Annotated in this window: 19 protein-coding genes; 15 read left to right on the top strand and 4 right to left on the bottom strand. The window is 63.8% G+C overall.

Annotation, left to right across the window (positions count from 1 at the left end):
- The first annotated feature begins 26 nt into the window (after window positions 1–26).
- A complete protein-coding gene (locus ACZ9C1_RS18480) occupies window positions 27–1145 on the top strand; it encodes an aminopeptidase (protein WP_476254254.1) in 1119 nt (372 codons plus the stop codon).
- Between the two features lie 7 nt (window positions 1146–1152).
- On the opposite strand, the gene ACZ9C1_RS18475 is transcribed toward ACZ9C1_RS18480, so the two are convergent.
- Window positions 1153–1800 (bottom strand): HAD family hydrolase, encoded by a 648-nt coding sequence (locus ACZ9C1_RS18475; protein ID WP_476254253.1) that lies wholly within the window; start codon window positions 1798–1800, stop codon window positions 1153–1155.
- A 20-nt stretch (window positions 1801–1820) separates the two neighbouring features.
- Entirely contained in the window at window positions 1821–2369 is a 549-nt protein-coding gene (locus ACZ9C1_RS18470) for a gamma carbonic anhydrase family protein (protein WP_102682994.1), read from the bottom strand.
- Between the two features lie 102 nt (window positions 2370–2471).
- Here ACZ9C1_RS18470 and prlC point away from each other — a divergent pair, with 102 nt between their 5' ends.
- The 5 genes from prlC (at window position 2472) to ACZ9C1_RS18445 (ending at window position 8737) form a co-directional block, all read left to right on the top strand.
- Window positions 2472–4523, top strand: coding sequence for an oligopeptidase A (gene prlC, locus ACZ9C1_RS18465; RefSeq protein WP_476254252.1), 2052 nt, complete (start codon window positions 2472–2474; stop codon window positions 4521–4523).
- Window positions 4520–4801 carry a YheV family putative zinc ribbon protein gene (locus ACZ9C1_RS18460; RefSeq protein ID WP_102682995.1) on the top strand — a complete coding sequence of 94 codons (282 nt, stop codon included), beginning with the start codon at window positions 4520–4522 and terminating at the stop codon, window positions 4799–4801. The genes prlC and ACZ9C1_RS18460 overlap by 4 nt, the downstream gene beginning before the upstream one ends.
- A gap of 132 nt (window positions 4802–4933) precedes the next feature.
- Window positions 4934–5989 (top strand): PA0069 family radical SAM protein, encoded by a 1056-nt coding sequence (locus ACZ9C1_RS18455; protein WP_457377752.1) that lies wholly within the window; start codon window positions 4934–4936, stop codon window positions 5987–5989.
- A 304-nt stretch (window positions 5990–6293) separates the two neighbouring features.
- Complete coding sequence (locus tag ACZ9C1_RS18450; RefSeq protein WP_102682997.1) at window positions 6294–7013, top strand: carbonic anhydrase; 720 nt, start codon at window positions 6294–6296, stop codon at window positions 7011–7013.
- 188 nt (window positions 7014–7201) lie between these two features.
- A complete protein-coding gene (locus ACZ9C1_RS18445) occupies window positions 7202–8737 on the top strand; it encodes a SulP family inorganic anion transporter (RefSeq protein ID WP_431196987.1) in 1536 nt (511 codons plus the stop codon).
- A gap of 131 nt (window positions 8738–8868) precedes the next feature.
- Here the strand turns inward: ACZ9C1_RS18445 and ACZ9C1_RS18440 are convergent, their stop codons facing one another.
- Window positions 8869–9510 carry a hypothetical protein gene (locus ACZ9C1_RS18440; RefSeq protein WP_214500770.1) on the bottom strand — a complete coding sequence of 214 codons (642 nt, stop codon included), beginning with the start codon at window positions 9508–9510 and terminating at the stop codon, window positions 8869–8871.
- A gap of 381 nt (window positions 9511–9891) precedes the next feature.
- Between ACZ9C1_RS18440 and coxB the strand changes: the two genes are divergently transcribed.
- From coxB to ACZ9C1_RS18420, 4 genes are read left to right on the top strand one after another with little or no spacing between them, the layout of a single operon-like run.
- Complete coding sequence (gene coxB / locus ACZ9C1_RS18435; protein ID WP_476254251.1) at window positions 9892–11019, top strand: cytochrome c oxidase subunit II; 1128 nt, start codon at window positions 9892–9894, stop codon at window positions 11017–11019.
- Between the two features lie 43 nt (window positions 11020–11062).
- Window positions 11063–12652 carry a cytochrome c oxidase subunit I gene (gene ctaD / locus ACZ9C1_RS18430; RefSeq protein WP_023628965.1) on the top strand — a complete coding sequence of 530 codons (1590 nt, stop codon included), beginning with the start codon at window positions 11063–11065 and terminating at the stop codon, window positions 12650–12652.
- Window positions 12653–12662: 10 nt separating this feature from the next.
- Window positions 12663–13220 carry a cytochrome c oxidase assembly protein gene (locus tag ACZ9C1_RS18425; protein WP_102683000.1) on the top strand — a complete coding sequence of 186 codons (558 nt, stop codon included), beginning with the start codon at window positions 12663–12665 and terminating at the stop codon, window positions 13218–13220.
- Window positions 13221–13236: 16 nt separating this feature from the next.
- Entirely contained in the window at window positions 13237–14124 is an 888-nt protein-coding gene (locus tag ACZ9C1_RS18420; RefSeq protein ID WP_110696955.1) for a cytochrome c oxidase subunit 3, read from the top strand.
- Between the two features lie 54 nt (window positions 14125–14178).
- Here ACZ9C1_RS18420 and ACZ9C1_RS18415 read toward each other — a convergent pair whose 3' ends face one another.
- Window positions 14179–14382: a twin transmembrane helix small protein gene (locus ACZ9C1_RS18415; RefSeq protein WP_023628968.1), complete on the bottom strand. Its 204-nt coding sequence runs from the start codon at window positions 14380–14382 to the stop codon at window positions 14179–14181.
- A 62-nt stretch (window positions 14383–14444) separates the two neighbouring features.
- Between ACZ9C1_RS18415 and ACZ9C1_RS18410 the strand changes: the two genes are divergently transcribed.
- The 5 genes from ACZ9C1_RS18410 to ACZ9C1_RS18390 are packed head-to-tail and all read left to right on the top strand — an operon-like array spanning window position 14445 to window position 18328.
- On the top strand, window positions 14445–15188 hold the full coding sequence (locus tag ACZ9C1_RS18410; protein WP_277502374.1) for an SURF1 family protein: 744 nt from the start codon (window positions 14445–14447) through the stop codon (window positions 15186–15188).
- A complete protein-coding gene (locus ACZ9C1_RS18405; protein WP_102683003.1) occupies window positions 15154–15732 on the top strand; it encodes a hypothetical protein in 579 nt (192 codons plus the stop codon). Before ACZ9C1_RS18410 ends, ACZ9C1_RS18405 begins: the two co-directional genes overlap by 35 nt.
- Before the next feature lie 9 nt (window positions 15733–15741).
- Complete coding sequence (locus ACZ9C1_RS18400) at window positions 15742–16815, top strand: COX15/CtaA family protein (RefSeq protein WP_457377751.1); 1074 nt, start codon at window positions 15742–15744, stop codon at window positions 16813–16815.
- Window positions 16800–17699, top strand: a complete 900-nt coding sequence (gene cyoE / locus ACZ9C1_RS18395) for a heme o synthase (RefSeq protein ID WP_277502372.1) — start codon at window positions 16800–16802, stop codon at window positions 17697–17699. Before ACZ9C1_RS18400 ends, cyoE begins: the two co-directional genes overlap by 16 nt.
- Window positions 17696–18328 carry an SCO family protein gene (locus ACZ9C1_RS18390; protein WP_028688687.1) on the top strand — a complete coding sequence of 211 codons (633 nt, stop codon included), beginning with the start codon at window positions 17696–17698 and terminating at the stop codon, window positions 18326–18328. Before cyoE ends, ACZ9C1_RS18390 begins: the two co-directional genes overlap by 4 nt.
- Window positions 18329–18354 lie beyond the last annotated feature (26 nt).

The raw sequence follows: 18354 nt of genomic DNA, 5'->3' as shown, positions 1-18354 counted from the left end.
CCTCGATGTTTGGACTTTTTCTTTTCATGCGCTGCAGCCGTCGGGCTCTCGACCGCGTTTTCACCCGGTTTGTTCCCGTGACGTTGGCTGTCCTGCTGAGCGGTTGCTCCAGCGTGGGCTATTACGGTCAGCTGGCCGAAGGGCAATGGCAGCTGTTGCGGGCACGCCAGCCGCTGGATCGGGTGATTGCAGACCCGGCCACCAGCCCGGCCTTGCGTCAGCGCCTGCTGTTCGCCGAAAAAGCCCGGGCGTTCGCCAGCGCGCAACTGAAGTTGCCGGACAACGGCAGCTATCGGGTGTATGCCGATCTCGACCGGCCATACGTGGTGTGGAACGTGTTCGCCACCCCGGAGCTGTCATTGCAACCGGTGACCCATTGTTTCCCCATCGCCGGTTGCGTGGCCTATCGTGGCTACTACCGCCAGGGTGCCGCCCGCGGAGCGGCGGCGCTGATGCGCCAGGAGGGGCTGGATGTCTATGTCGGGGGCGTGGAGGCCTACTCCACCCTGGGCTGGTTCGACGACCCGATTCTTTCGACCATGACCGGCTGGGGCGAGGAGCGCCTGGCCACGGTGATTTTCCATGAGCTGGCGCATCAGCGCTTCTACGTTCCGGACGATACCGAGTTCAACGAATCGTTCGCGTCGTTCGTCGAGCAGGAAGGCACCCGGCAATGGCGCGCGGCGCGCGGGTTGGCGGCGGTCGAGGAGCATGGCGCCGGGCAACGCGACGCCTTCATACGCCTGGTGCTGGCCAGCCGCGAGCGCCTGCAGGCGATCTATGCCGGGCCGCTGGATGCGGCGGGCAAGCGGACGGCCAAGCAGGCGGAGTTCGAACGCTTGCGACGCGAATACCGAGAGGTGCGGGATCGGGATTGGGCGGGGGATCGGCGTTTCGATGCCTGGATGTACAGGCCGATGAACAATGCGAAGTTGTTGCCGTTTGGCCTGTATGACCAGTGGGTGCCGGCTTTTTCGCAGTTGTTCAAAGAGGTTGGTGGGGATTGGCAGCGGTTTTATGAGCGGGTGGAGGCGCTTGGGCGGTTGCCGATCGAACAGCGCAAATTGGCGTTGGCAGCGCTGGCCTCATCGCGGGGCAAGCCCGCTCCCACGACAGCTCGTGGGGGCGGGCCTGATCTGCGATAAAGCTTGATTAGCGCACGAATGCCTGGTGCAGCTCGGCCAGCGTCTCGAAGTGGAACGACGGCGCCTCGGCCTCCAGTTCCTCACGGCTGCCGAACCCGTATCCCACCGCCACCGCCTGCAAACCGTTGCTGCGCGCACCGATCAGGTCATGCTTGCGATCCCCGATCATCAAGGTCTGCGTCGGATCCAGCCCCTCCTCGTCCAGCAGGTGGCGAATCAGCTCCACCTTGTTGGTCCGCGTGCCATCGAGCTCGCTGCCGTAGATCACCTTGAAGTGATGGTCGAAGGCGAAATGCCGGGCGATTTCGCGGGCGAACTCCCAGGGTTTGGAGGTGGCGATGTACAGGGTGCGGCCCTGGCCATTGAGCGCTTGCAGCAACTCGGGCACGCCGTCGAACACTAGATTCTCGTAAAGCCCGGTTACCTTGAAGCGCTCCCGGTAGTAGTTCACCGCGTCCCAGGCCTTGGCCTCGTCGAAGGCATAGAACTGCATGAACGCCTGCAGCAAGGGTGGGCCGATGAAGTGTTCGAGGCGGGTAAGGTCCGGCTCGTCGATGCCCAGCTTGGCCAGGGCGTACTGGATCGAGCGGGTGATGCCCAGGCGCGGGTCGGTCAGGGTGCCGTCGAGGTCGAAGAGGATGTTTTGCTGGTGCATGGTGTTCTCTGCAGTCGAATTCATTCCGGGCGGTCGTAGCCTTCGGCCAGGTGCTGGTCCTTGAGCTTGACGTAGTTGCCGGCGCTGTAGGGGAAGAACGCGTGTTCCTGCTCGCTCAGCAGGCGCACCTGCTTCACCGGGCTGCCCATGTACAGGTAGCCGCTGACCAGGCGTTTGCCGGGTGGCACCAGGCTGCCGGCGCCGATGATCACTTCGTCCTCGACGATGGCGCCGTCCATGATGGTGCTGCCCATGCCGACCAGGATGCGATTGCCCAGGGTACAGCCATGCAGCATGACTTTGTGACCGATGGTCACCTCGTCGCCTATGATCAGTGGGTAGCCATCGGGGTTGAAGGGCCCGGCGTGGGTGATGTGCAGCACGCTGCCGTCCTGCACGCTGGTGCGCGCGCCGATACGGATGCGGTGCATGTCGCCGCGCACCACGGTCAACGGCCAGATCGAGCTGTCCTCGCCGATCTCGACGTCGCCGATGACCACCGCCGAACGGTCGACGAAAGCCCGTGGTCCCACTTTCGGCGTGTGTTCCCGAAACGTGCGGATGGCCATGATAGTGTTCCTCTGCAATGCCGATAGGCAGGCTGCCTGCTGCGGTCGGCGTCGATTGTAATTAAGATGGTCCCGTGTTTCTCCTGCCAAGGTACCCGAACCGTGAGTGCGAACAACCCGCTGCTGCAGTCCCATGATCTGCCGCCCTTCTCGGCGATTCGCGCCGAGCATGTGCTGCCGGCGATCGAGCAGATCCTCGCCGACAACCGCAAGGCCATCGCCGAGATCCTCGAAAAGCAGGGCAAGAACCCGACCTGGGCCGGCCTGGTGCTGGCGATGGACGAACTCAACGACCGCCTGGGCGCCGCCTGGAGCCCGGTCAGCCACCTCAACGCGGTGTGCAACAGCCAGGAACTGCGCGAGGCCTACGAGTCGTGCCTGCCTACCCTGAGCGCCTATTCCACCGAACTGGGCCAGAACCGTGCCCTGTTCGAAGCGTATGAAGCCCTGGCCGCCAGCCCTGAAGCCGCCAGCTTCGACGTGGCGCAGAAGACCATCATCGACCACGCTCTGCGCGATTTCCGCCTGTCGGGCATCGACTTGCCGGCCGACAAGCAGCAGCGCTATGCCGAGGTGCAGAGCAAGCTCAGCGAACTGGGCAGCCGCTTCTCCAACCAGCTGCTCGACGCCACCCAGGCCTGGACCAAGCACGTCACCGACGAAGCCGCGCTGGCCGGCCTGACAGACTCGGCCAAGGCGCAGATGGCCGCCGCAGCGCAGGCCAAGGGCCTGGACGGCTGGCTGATCACCCTGGAGTTCCCCAGCTACTACGCAGTGATGACCTACGCCAGCGACCGCGCCCTGCGCGAAGAGCTGTATGCCGCTTACTGCACCCGTGCTTCCGACCAGGGCCCGAACGCTGGCCAGTTCGACAACGGCCCGGTGATGGAAGAGATCCTCGACCTGCGCCAGGAGCTGGCTGGGCTGCTGGGTTACAAGAATTTCGCCGAGCTGAGCCTGGCCACCAAGATGGCTGAGTCCAGCGACCAGGTGCTGAGTTTCCTGCGCGACCTGGCCAAGCGTTCCAAGCCATTCGCCGCCCAGGACCTGGAGCAGCTCAAGGCCTATGCCGCCGAGCAAGGCACCCCCGAGCTGGCCAGCTGGGACGCCGGGTACTTCGGCGAGAAGCTACGCGAGCAGCGCTACAGCGTGTCCCAGGAAGCGCTGCGCGCCTACTTCCCGATCGACAAGGTGCTGTCCGGCCTGTTCGTCATCGTGCAGCGCCTGTACGGTATCGAGATCAATGAGCTCAAGGGCTTCGATAGCTGGCACCCGGACGTGCGCCTGTTCGAGATCAAGGAAAACGGCCAGCACGTCGGCCGCTTCTTCTTCGACCTCTATGCCCGCGCCAACAAGCGTGGCGGTGCCTGGATGGATGGCGCCCGCGACCATCGCCGCACCGCCAATGGCAGCCTGCAGAGCCCGGTGGCCAACCTGGTGTGCAACTTCACCCCCGCCACGCCCGGCAAGCCCGCGCTGCTTACCCACGACGAAGTCACCACCCTGTTCCACGAGTTCGGGCACGGCCTGCACCACCTGCTGACCCGCATCGAGCATGCCGGTGTGTCCGGCATCAACGGCGTGGCCTGGGACGCGGTGGAGCTGCCGAGCCAGTTCATGGAGAACTGGTGCTGGGAGCCCGAGGGCCTGGCGCTGATCTCCGGCCACTACGAGACCGGTGAGGCATTGCCCCAGGACCTGCTGGACAAGATGCTCGCGGCGAAGAACTTCCAGTCCGGCATGATGATGGTGCGCCAGCTGGAGTTCTCGCTGTTCGACTTCGAGCTGCACGCCACCCATGGCGACGGCCGCAGCGTGCTGCAGGTGCTCGAGGGCGTGCGTGACGAGGTCTCGGTGATGCGTCCGCCGGCCTACAACCGCTTCCCCAACAGCTTCGCGCACATCTTCGCCGGCGGTTATGCGGCGGGTTACTACAGCTACAAGTGGGCTGAAGTGCTGTCGGCCGACGCCTTCTCGCGCTTTGAGGAAGAAGGTGTGCTCAACGCCGAGACCGGCCGCGCCTTCCGCGAAGCCATCCTGGCCCGTGGCGGTTCCCGCGAGCCGATGGTGCTGTTCGTCGACTTCCGTGGCCGCGAGCCTTCCATCGATGCATTGTTGCGCCACAGCGGCCTCACCGAGGACGCGGCGGCATGAGTGAGGTAGCCGTGAGCAAGAGCAAGCGACGCTTCATCGCCGGGGCGGTTTGCCCGGCGTGCAGCGAGATGGACAAGCTGATGATGTGGAACGAGGACGGTGTGCCGCACCGTGAGTGCGTGGCCTGTGGGTTCACTGACACCCTGAACGAACAAGGCCTGTCGGTACCCAGCGAGCTCGGCACCCGGGTCAATCACCTGGCGCCGAAAGCGCCGCCGGCCAAGGTGCAGACCGTGCAGTTCTTCCCCAATCCGAAGCTGAAGAAGCCGCAGGATTGAAGGTAAAGCGCTGGGCAAGCGCGCTTCCACGCACGCACAGCGTGGGAGCGGGCTTGCTCCGCGATAATCGGCTGTAGCCATCCCGTTGGTCTCGGATTACTGTATGAATGAACAGTAATCCGAGTTGTCATCATGAAACCAGCCCCCATTCGCGGCCGCGGCACTGCCGGCAACCCGCACAACCGCTTCGCTCCAAGTGTTTCAGTGGCCGAGGACGATGGCTGGTACCAGGAAGTCCCACTTACCCAAGGCACCGAGTTACGGATCGAGACGGCCAAGACCATCATCGCCCGCAATACCTCCCCTGACCTGCCCTTCGACCGCTCCATAAATCCGTATCGCGGCTGCGAGCACGGTTGCATCTACTGCTATGCGCGCCCCAGCCACGCCTACTGGGATCTCTCTCCCGGCCTGGATTTCGAGACCAAGCTGATCGCCAAGACCAACGCCGCCGAGGTGCTCGAGCAGCAACTGAGCAAGCCCGGCTACGTTTGCGCGCCGATCAACCTGGGGTCCAACACCGACCCTTATCAGCCCATCGAGCGCGAACAACAACTGACCCGGCGCCTGCTCGAAGTTCTGCTGCGTTACCGCCACCCAGTGACCATCGTCACCAAGGGCTCGCTGGTGCTGCGCGACCTTGACCTGCTGAGCGAGCTGGCCAGCCAGCGCCTGGCACGGGTGATGATCAGCCTCACCACCCTGGACGATGAGCTCAAGCGCACCCTCGAACCACGTGCGGCCGCTCCAAAGGCGCGCCTGCGCGCTATTCGCGTGCTGCGTGAGGCCGGTGTGCCGGTGGGCGTGCTGTGTTCACCGATGATCCCGATGATCAATGACAGCGAACTGGAGCACCTGCTGGAGGCGGCGAAGGAGGCCGGCGCGCAGAGCGCGGCGTACATGATGCTGCGCTTGCCGCTGGAGGTGGCACCGTTGTTCGAGCAGTGGCTGCACGATCACTACCCGCAGCGGGCCACGCATGTGCTGAGCCTGATTCGTCAGAGCCGGGGTGGTGAACTCTACGACAGCCGATTCGGTGCGCGGATGCGCGGTGAAGGGGTGTTCGCTGACTTGCTGGCGCAGCGCTTTCGCAAGGCGGCCAGGCGGCTGGGGTTCGAAGGGCGGGAGGACCTGGCGCTTGATTGCAGTGCCTTCTGCCCTCCCGGTGCACAGATGGCACTGTTCTAGCCAGCGGCTCGTTCAATCGGGAAGGCGAGCCCTATAAGTACAACTAAAGCAACCCAACAATTTCACTCATGAAGGTTGGCAACTGATGCTTTTTTGCTATTATCCAGTGCTCCCCTCGCCTATCCAGAACGCCCGTTCTAGAGCCTGCGCAATTAAGTTTCAGTTAAGTTTCCTACGCTAGCGTGAGTCATGAGTCAGCAATGACTGTGATTATTTACCCGTGCGCGTCATCTAAATCCCCGCGTCACCCCAATCTTTCCCCGGTAACATGGAATTCACTTTCAAACCGTCAAGAGGATGAATCATGCCCGTCAAGGACCCCTCCAAGGCCGTCCCGGCTGCACCCGCCGAAAGCGCTGATGCCGCCATGAAGCATATCGTCGACGGCTTCCTGCGGTTTCACACCGAAGTCTTTCCCGAGCAGCAAGAGCTGTTCAAGAAACTGGCTACCGCGCAAAAGCCGCGGGCCATGTTCATCACCTGCGCAGACTCGCGCATCGTCCCCGAACTGATCACCCAGAGCTCGCCCGGCGACCTGTTCGTGACCCGTAACGTCGGCAACGTGGTGCCGCCCTACGGCCAGATGAACGGCGGTGTATCGAGTGCTATCGAGTACGCCGTGCTGGCGCTGGGCGTGCACCACATCATCATCTGCGGTCACTCCGACTGCGGCGCGATGCGAGCGGTACTCAACCCGCAGTCGCTGGCGAAGATGCCGACCGTTTCCGCCTGGCTGCGCCATGCCGAGGTAGCGCGGACCGTGATCGAGGACAACTGCTCCTGCGGCAGCGAGCACGAAAGCATGCAGCTGCTGACCAAGGAAAACGTCATCGCCCAGCTGCATCACCTGCGTACCCACCCCTCGGTCGCTTCGCGCCTGGCCGCCGGGCAGCTGCATATCCATGGCTGGATCTACGACATCGAAACCAGCCAGATCGAAGCTTACGATGCCGCCAGCGACCGCTTCCTGCCGCTGACCGCAGGCGAGTCGATCCCTTCTGCCACACCGAGAGGCCGCTACTAAGCGACCCCAACACGCTGAACAAGCCTTGATTGCCGGCTGCACCCGATGGGTGCGGCGCGGCCTTCGCCTGCCTTGAATCTTCCTGAATGCCGTGCCGGCAGACCCGCTGGCGGCCCACGCCTGCGCGTCGTTCAGGCTTCCCCGTGCTAGCGGCCAGCGGAATGGCCGTGAATCTAGAAAGGAGCTACATGGTGAACATGACACAGATAAAGGCGGCCCTGCCGCGTGAGTTGCTGGCCTCGGTGGTGGTCTTCCTGGTGGCCCTGCCCTTGTGCATGGGTATTGCCATCGCCTCGGGCATGCCTCCGGCGAAGGGGCTGATCACCGGGATCATCGGCGGCATCGTCGTGGGTTTCCTCGCCGGCTCGCCGTTGCAGGTCAGCGGCCCGGCGGCGGGCCTGGCGGTGCTGGTGTTCGAACTGGTGCGCCAGCATGGCGTGGCCATGCTCGGGCCGATCTTGTTGCTGGCCGGCCTGCTGCAACTGCTGGCTGGGCGCTTGCGCCTGGGTTGCTGGTTCCGGGTCACCGCGCCAGCAGTGGTATACGGCATGCTTGCCGGGATCGGCGTGCTGATCGTGCTGTCCCAGGTGCACGTGATGTTCGACACCGCGCCCCAGCCATCAGGTGTGGACAACCTGCTGGGTTTCCCGGCGACGCTGGCCTCGGCCTTGCCGCTGGAAAGTGCAGGCGCCGGTTGGCAGGCTGGTGCGCTGGGCTTGGGCACCATCGCCATCATGTGGGGTTGGGAGCGCTGGCGCCCGCAACGCCTGCGCTTCATTCCCGGTGCCTTGCTCGGTGTGGCGGCAATGACCGCTGTCAGCTTGTGGCTGGCACTGCCGGTCAACCGCGTGCAGGTACCTGCGGACCTGTCCGAGGCCATTGACTGGCTGCGTCCGGACGATCTGCTCAAACTGGCCGACCCGACGCTGCTGGTGGCGGCCTTTGCCCTGGCCTTCATCGCCAGCGCCGAGACCTTGTTGTCCGCGGCGGCAGTCGATCGCATGCACAGTGGCCAGCGCTCGGATTTCGACCGTGAGCTGTCGGCGCAGGGTATCGGCAACATGCTCTGCGGCGTGCTTGGCGCGTTGCCGATGACCGGGGTGATCGTGCGCAGCTCGGCCAACGTCCAGGCTGGTGCGCAGACCCGCGCCTCGGCGATCCTGCATGGTCTTTGGCTGCTCGCGTTCGTCGTGGTACTGAGCAGTGTGCTGCAACAGATTCCGGTGGCCAGCCTGGCCGGCGTGCTGGTCTATACCGGGGTGAAACTGGTGGATTTCAAGGCGTTTCGAAACCTGGGCCGCTATGGGCGGATGCCGATGTTCACCTATGCGGCGACTGCACTGGCGATCATCTTCACCGACCTGTTGACCGGCGTATTGCTGGGCTTTGCCCTGACCCTGCTGAAGCTGGCGCTGAAGGCGGCGCGGTTGAAGATCAATCTGGTGGCATTGGGTACGCCGGGGCACATGGAACTGCGCCTGAGCGGCGCGGCCACCTTCCTCAAGGTGCCGGCGCTGACCCAGGTACTGGATACCGTGCCGGAAGGGACCACGTTGCATGTGCCGCTGGGCAACCTGAGCTATATCGACCATTCCTGCCTGGAACTGCTGGAGGATTGGGGGCGCAGTGGCGCGGCCAAGGGCTCGCGGCTGGTACTGGAGCAGCGGCGTCTGAAGCGGCGGGTCGAGGGGCGGTTGCGGACCACGGCGGGGGTTGGCGTCTAAGAGGGCCGCCTAGCGGCCCATCGCCGGCAAGCCGGCTCCCACAATGACGGCGCCGGTATCAAACCCTGCGTTGTACTTGTGGGAGCCGGCTTGCCGGCGATGAGGCCAGTCGAAACACTCTAGATTCAAGCTCAGGCCGACTGGCTCAACTCCACGCCCAGCTGGCGCGACAGGCACGGCCAGCGTTTCCAGGCCTCTCCGGTTTCCGGGTTCGACAGCTTGTCGCGATAGCGCTCCACTGACTCCACGGCAAAGCTCTCGTCATTGAGCATCTCGTCCACCGAGTGATGTACCACCTCATCGAGCTGGTTGGCGAAGGTCTCGCCGATCAGCTGGTGGGCGATCAGGTTGGCGACCGTGGTATCCACCGGAATCAGCGGTTGCTGGAAATGGCGGATATACAGGTCGTTGACCTCCTCGACCAGGCGATGCGCCAGGTAGGCCTCGTCCAACAGGCAATCCAGCCCGACCTGCCCGTCCATCACACTCGGCGGCTGCAGGAAATAGGCCTCGGCAATCTTCAGCACCGGCTTGATCTGCGATTCGATGCCAGCCTCGAGGGCCACGGTGTGCGCGGCTTCGAGCAGTTCTGGAACCTCGTTGATATAGGCGCCGACAAAGCGGGCCAAAGTACCCTGGGCGTCCTGCTGGGGTAGGTGGATCGAAGGGTGCAGGTGTGGCAGTTGCTTCTCGAGACGGTTTTTCAGTTGGCCTGTGCGGCTCTCGTGTTGATGGGCGTTTTCGATCTGCTCGCGTACAGCAGCGATGTTCATGACAACTCCAGGGACAAGGCGTTACAAACGGAAGACACTAAGTTAGCTTGCTTACGAGAATCGCTAAGACGCATTTGTTATATCGCTTAGGCGCGTGTAGGAAATTGGCTATATCAATGTGCCATTATTGTGCTCCAGCCCAGTATTCATGCGCCTTCCAGCGCAAACGTTTGGTTGCGTGAAGATCATTTCAGTCCCTGCGTTGCGCCCCATTGGTCGGTGTCTATACTCCGCTTGAAACGTGATTCGTTGATGAGGCCCGACTGCCTTAAGCAGGGGGCTCGGTCGTCGAAGCCAGGCAGTCTTGGCCACCGTTCCCCCCTTTGTCGTAGCAGGTCGTCCACGCCTCCGGGACTACAAGAACGATAAGGGGAACCCGCAATGATGCGACATCCACATGTCTGGATGGGCCTGTTGCTGTGGTCATTGTTTGGTCAGGCACAGGCAGCATGGACGGTGAACATGGCGCCCGGGGCGACGGAGGTCTCCCACGCGGTGTTTGACCTGCACATGACCATCTTCTGGATCTGCGTGATCATCGGCATCGTGGTGTTCGGCGCGATGTTCTGGTCGATGGTCATTCACCGCCGCTCAACCGGGCAGAAGGCCGCGCACTTCCACGAGCACACCTGGGTCGAGATCCTCTGGACCGTCGTGCCCTTCCTGATCCTCGTGGTCATGGCCATCCCGGCCACCAAGACCCTGATCGACATCTACGACGCCAGCGACTCGGACATCGACATCCAGGTCACCGGTTACCAGTGGAAGTGGCACTACAAGTACCTGGGTCAGGACGTCGAGTTCTTCAGCAACCTGGCTACCCCCGCCGAGCAGATCCACAACAATTCACCGAAGGACGAGCACTACCTGCTCGAAGTCGACCAGCCGCTGGTGCTGCCGGTGGGCGCCAAGGTGCGCTTCCTGGTGACCGCCGCCGACGTCATCCATTCCTGGTGGGTGCCGGCCTTCGCGGTCAAGCGTGATGCCATCCCCGGTTTCGTCAACGAGGCCTGGACCCGGGTCGAGAAGCCCGGGATCTACCGTGGCCAGTGCACCGAACTGTGCGGCAAGGACCACGGCTTCATGCCGGTGGTGGTCGAGGTGAAATCCAAGGCCGACTACGACACCTGGCTCGGCGAGCGCAAGGCCGAGGCGGCCAAGCTCAAGGAACTGACCAGCAAGGAATGGACCCTCGAAGAGCTGGTGGCACGTGGCGACAAGGTCTACCACACCACCTGCGTGGCCTGTCACCAGGCCGAGGGCCAGGGCCTGCCGCCGATGTTCCCGGCCCTCAAGGGCTCGAAGATTGCCACCGGGCCCAAGGAAGCGCACCTGGGCATCGTCTTCCACGGCAAGCCGGGCACCGCCATGGCGGCATTCGGCAAGCAGCTTTCGGAAGTCGATATCGCCGCGGTGGTCACCTACGAGCGCAACGCCTGGGGCAACAACAAGGGCGACATGGTCACGCCGAAGGACGTGCTGGCGCTCAAGCAGGCCGAAGCGCAATGAGCCGGGCTACCCGCGGCAGTCAGTGGATTGCAGGAGACAGGACATGAGTGCAGTGATCGACGACCACGCCCACGGTCATGAACACGCCCACGGCCCGGCCAAGGGCCTGATGCGCTGGGTGCTGACCACCAACCACAAGGACATCGGCACGATGTACCTGTGGTTCGCCTTCACCATGTTCCTGCTCGGCGGCTCGTTCGCCATGGTGATCCGCGCCGAGCTTTTCCAGCCCGGCTTGCAGATCGTGGAGCCGGCGTTCTTCAACCAGATGACCACCATGCACGGGCTGATCATGGTGTTCGGCGCGGTGATGCCGGCCTTCGTCGGCCTGGCCAACTGGATGATCCCGCTGATGATCGGCGCGCCAGACATGGCCCTGCCGCGGATGAACAACTTCAGCTTCTGGCTGCTGCCGGCGGCGTTCCTGCTGCTGGTCTCGACCCTGTTCAGCCCCGGTGGCGGGCCGAACTTCGGCTGGACCTTCTATGCCCCGCTGTCGACCACCTACGCCCCGGCCAGCGTGACCTTCTTCATCTTCGCCATCCACCTGATGGGCATCAGCTCGATCATGGGCGCGATCAACGTGATCGCCACCATCCTCAACCTGCGCGCCCCCGGCATGACCCTGATGAAAATGCCGCTGTTCGTCTGGACCTGGCTGATCACCGCGTTCCTGCTGATCGCGGTGATGCCGGTGCTGGCCGGCGTGGTGACCATGATGCTGATGGATATCCATTTCGGCACCAGCTTCTTCAGCGCGGCCGGCGGCGGTGACCCGGTGTTGTTCCAGCATGTGTTCTGGTTCTTCGGGCACCCCGAGGTGTACATCATGATCCTGCCGGCCTTCGGCGCGGTCAGCTCGATCATCCCGGCGTTCTCGCGCAAGCCGCTGTTCGGCTATACCTCGATGGTCTACGCCACCGGGGCGATCGCCTTCCTGTCGTTCATCGTCTGGGCCCACCACATGTTCGTGGTCGGCATCCCGGTGGTGGGCGAACTGTTCTTCATGTACGCCACCATGCTGATCGCCGTGCCCACCGGGGTGAAGGTGTTCAACTGGGTCAGCACCATGTGGGAAGGTTCGCTGACCTTCGAGACGCCGATGCTGTTCGCCATCGCCTTCGTCATCCTGTTCACCATCGGCGGCTTCTCCGGGCTGATGCTGGCCATCGCGCCTGCGGACTTCCAGTACCACGACACCTACTTCGTGGTTGCCCACTTCCACTACGTGCTGGTGCCCGGGGCGATCTTCGGCATCTTTGCCTCGGCCTATTACTGGCTGCCGAAATGGACCGGGCACATGTATGACGAAACCTTGGGCAAGCTGCACTTCTGGCTGTCGTTCGTCGGCATGAACCTGGCCTTCTTCCCCATGCACTTCGTCGGCCTGGCCGGCATGCCCCGGCGCATCCCCGACTACAACCTGCAGTTCGCCGACTTCAACATGGTCTCGTCGATCGGCGCCTTCATGTTCGGTGCCACGCAGATCTTCTTCCTGTTCATCGTCATCAAGTGCATTCGCGGTGGCGCGCCGGCACCGGCCAAACCCTGGGACGGCGCCGAGGGGCTGGAGTGGTCGATCCCTTCACCTGCGCCTTACCACACCTTCCAGACGCCGCCGGAAGTGAAGTAGGAGCTTGCCCATGGACGGCTTGTCGCTCAAACGCCTGGTCAGCCGCCTGCTGATGCTGACCGTGGTGATGTTCGCCTTCGGCTTTGCCCTGGTGCCGATCTACGACGTGATGTGCAAGGCCTTCGGCATCAACGGCAAGACCGGCGGGCAGTACGCGGGCACCCAGGTGAGCGACCCGACCCGTTCGGTGCGGGTGCAGTTCATGTCGACCAATGCCGGTGACATGAGCTGGGAGTTCCACTCCACCGCCGACCAGATCGAGGTCAACCCGGGGGCGGTGAACCAGATGATCTTCGTGGCCCGCAACCCGACCAACCAGCCCATGAGCGCCCAGGCCATCCCCAGCATCACCCCCGCCGAGGCTGCGGCGTACTTCCACAAGACCGAGTGCTTCTGTTTCACCCAGCAGGTTCTGCAGCCGGGCGAGCGCATCGAGATGCCGGTGCGCTTCATCGTCGACCGCGACCTGCCGGAATCGGTGAAACACCTGACCCTGGCCTACACCCTGTTCGACATCACCGCTCGCCACCCCCCGGTCGCCCAAGCCGCGACCGAGGGCGCCCGTTGAGGGAAGGAGATACGTCATGGCAAGCCACGAGCATTACTACGTACCGGCGCAGAGCAAGTGGCCGATCATTGCCACGATCGGCATGTTCATCACCGTATTCGGGCTCGGCACCTGGTTCAACGACCTCAAGGCCGGCCACCCGGAGTCCCACGGGCCGCTGATTTTCTTCGTCGGCGCGCTGTTCCTGGCCTACATGCTGTTCGGCTGGTTCGGCGCAGTGGTCAAGGAAAGCCACGCCGGGCTCTACAGTGCGCAGATGGACCGCTCGTTCCGCTGGGGCATGAGCTGGTTCATCTTTTCCGAGGTGATGTTCTTCCTGGCCTTCTTCGGCGCGCTGTTCTATGTGCGGGTGCTGGCCGGGCCGTGGCTGGGGGGCGATGGGGCCAAGGGCGTGACGCATATGCTCTGGCCCAACTTCGAGTTCGTCTGGCCGCTACTGCATACGCCGGACCCGAAACTGTTCCCGCCACCGAAGGAAGTCATCGATCCGTGGCACCTGCCGCTGATCAATACCATCCTGCTGGTGAGCTCCAGTGTGACCGTGACCATCGCCCACCACGCCCTGCGCAAGGGGCACCGCGGCACGCTGAAGCTGTGGCTGGGGCTGACGATCCTGCTGGGGCTGGCGTTTCTCGCCCTGCAGGCCTACGAGTACCACGAGGCCTACAACAAACTCGGGCTGACCCTGGGCTCGGGCATCTACGGCGCGACGTTCTTCATGCTTACCGGGTTCCACGGCGCGCACGTGACCTTGGGCACGTTGATCCTGTTCGTGATGTTCTGCCGGGTGCTGCGCGGGCACTTCGACCCGGACAAGCACTTCGGTTTCGAGGCGGCGAGCTGGTACTGGCACTTCGTCGATGTGGTGTGGGTGGGGTTGTTCATCTTCGTGTATGTCCTGTAGTGCGGCTTCGCGGGTGATCGCGGCTGAAGCCGCTCCTACAGGGATGGTGTGAATTCAGAAAGGTGCGTGCGACACCAGTTGCCCACTGATCAGGCCCCAGGCCACCAGGGCGATGGTCAGGGTGGCGAGGGCGACGCGCACGGTAAGGGCCTTGAGCAGGCGGGTCGACTGGTCATCGTCCTTGACCAGGAACACCAGGCCACTGAACAGGCTGGCGATGGTGGCCAGCAGCATCAGGACAATCGCGGCCTTGAGCATGGCGACACTCCGGGGGATGAGGTGATGGATACAAGTATAGCGCTCGACCTCAAGAGGCCCTGGTGAAGCCGTTTCGCCCAGGCCTGGTACCGACCCTGGTGGTGCTTGCGCTGCTGCCGGGGTTGATCGCGCTCGGCTGCTGGCAACTGCGGCGCGCCGACGAAAAGCGTGACCTGCTGGCCACCTACACCGAACGCCAGATCGAGGCGCCGGTCACTGCTGACCGGTTGCGCCAGCTGCCGGACCCGGCGTTCTACCCCGTGCACCTGTATGGCCGGTTCGATGCCGGTCACAGCCTGCTGCTGGACAACCAGATGCGTGACGGCAAGGCCGGCGTCGAGCTGTTGCAGCCCTTCCACGACCAGGCCAGCGGCCTGTGGTTGCTGGTCAATCGCGGCTGGCTGGCGTGGCCCGACCGTCGTGTGCCGGTGCGCTTCGACACGCCCAGCCAGGCGCTGGCGCTGGACGCCACGGTCTACGTGCCGCCGGGCAAGACGTTCCAGCTGCACCCGGACAATCCCGATGGCCAGTGGCCGCAACTGCTGACGGCGATCGATCCGTCCGGGCTCTGGCAGCAACTGGGCCGGGAAGGCTTTGCTCAGGAGCTACGCCTGCGGCCCGGCCCGGCCGCCTACCGCCTGGACTGGCCGGTGGTCGCCATGGGCCCGGAAAAGCACCAGGGCTATGCCGTGCAGTGGTTCGCCCTGGCGAGCGCGTTGGTACTGCTTTACCTGTATTTCGGCTGGCATCACAACGACAAGGAGAACCGCCATGGCCGCCGCCACGAGTCCACTGGACGTGCCTGACCGCCGCAAGCCCCGCGGGCGCCTGCAACTGCTGTTGATCCTGTTCGTCGTGCTCGGGCCGATGATCCTTGCCACCAGCATGTACAAGCTCAAGTTCTGGGTACCGGAGGGGCGCAGCTATCACGGTGTGATGATTGGTAATGGCGAGGGCCGGGCGGATATCGGCATCGATGCCCAGGACGAGCGCTGGCAGTTGCTGGTCAGCTCCCCGGGCGCCTGTGTCGAGGACTGCCGGCAACTGGTGTACCTGGCCCGGCAGATCCAGGTCGGCCTGGGCCGCGATGCCAGCCGCGCCAGCCATGCCCTGGCGGCGGCCCAGCCGCTGGCCGCTGACTACCAGGCGTTGCTGGGCCGTGAATACCCGCAGTTGCAACGCTATCCGCTGGACGCCCAGCGCTATATCCAGAAGGTCGGCGACACTGCCCCGCAACTGTGGATCGTCGATCCTCACGGCAACCTGGTGCTGCGCTACGACGCCAAAGTCAAGGGCAAGCATGTGCTGGACGACCTGCGTCACCTGCTCAAGCTGTCCAACATCGGCTAGGAGGCTGCCATGGCCAGACCCGGATTCCGCCTTGCTGTGTGCGCCACGCTGCTGGCGCTGCTGGTCGTGTTGCTCGGCGCCTACACTCGCCTGACTCATGCCGGTCTTGGCTGCCCCGACTGGCCGGGGTGCTACGGCTTCATCAGCGTGCCCAAGACCGATGCCCAACTGGCCCATGCCGAGCTGCACTTCCCTGAGCACCCGGTGGAGGAAGCCAAGGGCTGGGCAGAGATGGTCCATCGCTATTTCGCCGGCAGCCTGGCACTGGTGATCGCACTGCTTGCCTTCCAGGCTGTACGCCGGCATGCCCATGACGGCCAGCCCTACCGCCTGCCAGTGTTGCTGCTGGGTGTGGTGCTGGCCCAGGCGGCGTTCGGCATGTGGACGGTGACACTGAAACTGTGGCCCCAGGTGGTGACCGCGCACCTGCTTGGCGGGTTCACCACGGTGAGCCTGCTTTTCCTGCTATCCCTGCGTCTATCCCGGGCTTTTGCGCCTTTGCCGAAACTGCCGCTGAGCTTGCGGCGGATCGCGGCGCTGGCGCTGCTGGTGGTGATCGGCCAGATCGCCCTGGGGGGTTGGGTCAGCGCCAACTACGCGGCGGTGGCCTGCATCGACCTGCCCACCTGCCATGGCCAGTGGTGGCCGGCGGCGGACTTCAGCAACGGCTTCCACCTGACCCAGCACGTCGGCCCCAATTACCTGGGCGGGCAACTGGACAGCGATGCGCGCACGGCGATTCATGTCAGCCACCGGCTCGGCGCGATGATGGTGCTGGCGGTACTGCTGATGCTCAGCTGGAAGTTGCAGCGCAATGGCCTGGGCGGCCTGGCGCGCCTGGTATTGCTGGCGCTGACGCTGCAGCTGGGCCTGGGCATCAGCAACGTATTGTTCCACCTGCCGCTGGGCGTGGCCGTTGCCCACAACGCCGGCGGTGTGCTGCTGCTGCTGACCATGGTGCTGGTGAACTACCGCATTCGCGTGGTCGACAAGGTTCGCGTGGGCCATGGCTGGCGCCTGACACCGGTGACCGGGGCGCAACTCACTCATCACATGAGGAACGATTCGTGGCGACGGTTCTGAGCACGGAACGCCAGCGCGCCGGATGGCGCGACTATCTGGAACTGACCAAGCCGAAGGTGGTGGTGCTGATGCTGATCACCTCGCTGGTGGGGATGTTTCTCGCCACCCGCGCAGGGGTGGCCTGGAGCGTCCTGCTGTTCGGCAACCTGGGGATTGGCTTGTGCGCGGGTGCCGCGGCGGCGGTCAATCACGTGGTCGACCGACGAGTCGATGCGTTGATGGCCCGTACCCACAAGCGTCCGTTGGCCCAAGGCCGGGTGGCGCCTCTGGCGGCACTGTTGTTCGCCTTGTTGTTGGCCGTGGCAGGTATGGCCTTGCTGCTGGCTTTCACCAACCCCCTCACCGCCTGGCTCACACTGGCCTCGCTGCTGGGTTACGCGGTGCTCTACACCGGCTTTCTCAAGCGGGCCACGCCGCAGAACATCGTGATCGGCGGCCTGGCTGGGGCCGCGCCGCCATTGTTGGGCTGGGTAGCGGTCAGCGGGCACCTGGGCGCCGAGCCCCTGCTGCTGGTGCTGATCATCTTCGCCTGGACACCGCCGCACTTCTGGGCCCTTGCGATTCATCGCAAGGAGGAGTACGCAAAAGCTGATATTCCCATGCTACCCGTTACCCATGGCGAGCATTACACGGCCCTGCATATCCTGCTCTACACCTTGATATTGCTGGCCGTGAGCCTGTTGCCCTATGCCATCCACATGAGCGGCCCGCTGTACCTGGCCTGTGCCTTGCTGCTGGGCCTGCGCTTCCTGCACTGGGCCTGGGTGTTGTACCGTGGCACCCGGCCGCACGCGGCGATCAAGACGTTCAAGTACTCTATCGGCTACCTGTTCGCCCTGTTCATCGCGTTGCTCGTAGACCACTACCTGTTGCTGAACCTATGACCCGAACCCAGAAAACCGTCTTCATCCTCGTTGCCCTGGTCGCGCTGATCATGGGCCTGACCGTCAACAAGGTGCTCAACGACCGTGGTCAGTTGAACCCCACCGAGCTGATCGATGCCGGCATCATCCTGCTGCCGCAGAGCCGTACCGTGCCGGACGTGACCATGACCGACCAGAACGGCCAGCCGCTGGTGCTGGACCAGCTCAAGGGCAAGTGGTCATTGCTGTTCTTCGGCTACACCTACTGCCCGGACATCTGCCCGACCACCCTGGCCCAGCTGCGCCAGGTGAAGAGCGAACTGCCCAAGGAGGCGCTGGAGCGTCTGCAGGTGGTGCTGGTGAGCGTCGACCCGAACCGCGACACGCCGAACCAGCTCAAGCAGTACCTGGGCTATTTCGACAAGGATTTCGTCGGGGTGGCGGGCTCGATCGAGGATACCCAGAAATTGGCCAACGCCTTGAGCATCCCGTTCATCCCGGCCGATACCAGCAAGCCCGGGTATACCGTGGATCACAGCGGCAACCTGGCGGTGGTCGGGCCTGATGGGCGTCAGCGCGGGTTCATTCGAGCGCCGTTCAACAACCAGAAGCTGGTGGCGCAGTTGCCGGGGCTGGTCAAGCGCGATTGAGATATTTGGGCCTGCTGCGCAGGCCT

The sequence above is a fragment of the Pseudomonas sp. TE21435 genome (assembly GCF_056279265.1).
This window is presented reverse-complemented; position numbering and strand designations above follow the sequence as displayed.

Excerpts from the sequence above, each read along its gene's own strand:
- ACZ9C1_RS18405 (WP_102683003.1), top strand. The coding sequence starts at position 15,154 with ATGGCCGCCGCCACGAGTCCACTGGACGTGCCTGACCGCCGCAAGCCC.
- ACZ9C1_RS18445 (WP_431196987.1), top strand. The coding sequence starts at position 7,202 with ATGGTGAACATGACACAGATAAAGGCGGCCCTGCCGCGTGAGTTGCTG.
- ACZ9C1_RS18455 (WP_457377752.1), top strand. The coding sequence starts at position 4,934 with ATGAAACCAGCCCCCATTCGCGGCCGCGGCACTGCCGGCAACCCGCAC.
- ctaD (WP_023628965.1), top strand. The coding sequence starts at position 11,063 with ATGAGTGCAGTGATCGACGACCACGCCCACGGTCATGAACACGCCCAC.
- coxB (WP_476254251.1), top strand. The coding sequence starts at position 9,892 with ATGATGCGACATCCACATGTCTGGATGGGCCTGTTGCTGTGGTCATTG.
- ACZ9C1_RS18425 (WP_102683000.1), top strand. The coding sequence starts at position 12,663 with ATGGACGGCTTGTCGCTCAAACGCCTGGTCAGCCGCCTGCTGATGCTG.
- ACZ9C1_RS18450 (WP_102682997.1), top strand. The coding sequence starts at position 6,294 with ATGCCCGTCAAGGACCCCTCCAAGGCCGTCCCGGCTGCACCCGCCGAA.
- ACZ9C1_RS18440 (WP_214500770.1), bottom strand. The coding sequence starts at position 9,510 with ATGAACATCGCTGCTGTACGCGAGCAGATCGAAAACGCCCATCAACAC.
- ACZ9C1_RS18400 (WP_457377751.1), top strand. The coding sequence starts at position 15,742 with ATGGCCAGACCCGGATTCCGCCTTGCTGTGTGCGCCACGCTGCTGGCG.
- ACZ9C1_RS18460 (WP_102682995.1), top strand. The coding sequence starts at position 4,520 with ATGAGTGAGGTAGCCGTGAGCAAGAGCAAGCGACGCTTCATCGCCGGG.
- ACZ9C1_RS18415 (WP_023628968.1), bottom strand. The coding sequence starts at position 14,382 with ATGCTCAAGGCCGCGATTGTCCTGATGCTGCTGGCCACCATCGCCAGC.
- ACZ9C1_RS18480 (WP_476254254.1), top strand. The coding sequence starts at position 27 with ATGCGCTGCAGCCGTCGGGCTCTCGACCGCGTTTTCACCCGGTTTGTT.
- ACZ9C1_RS18390 (WP_028688687.1), top strand. The coding sequence starts at position 17,696 with ATGACCCGAACCCAGAAAACCGTCTTCATCCTCGTTGCCCTGGTCGCG.
- ACZ9C1_RS18420 (WP_110696955.1), top strand. The coding sequence starts at position 13,237 with ATGGCAAGCCACGAGCATTACTACGTACCGGCGCAGAGCAAGTGGCCG.
- ACZ9C1_RS18470 (WP_102682994.1), bottom strand. The coding sequence starts at position 2,369 with ATGGCCATCCGCACGTTTCGGGAACACACGCCGAAAGTGGGACCACGG.
- ACZ9C1_RS18475 (WP_476254253.1), bottom strand. The coding sequence starts at position 1,800 with ATGCACCAGCAAAACATCCTCTTCGACCTCGACGGCACCCTGACCGAC.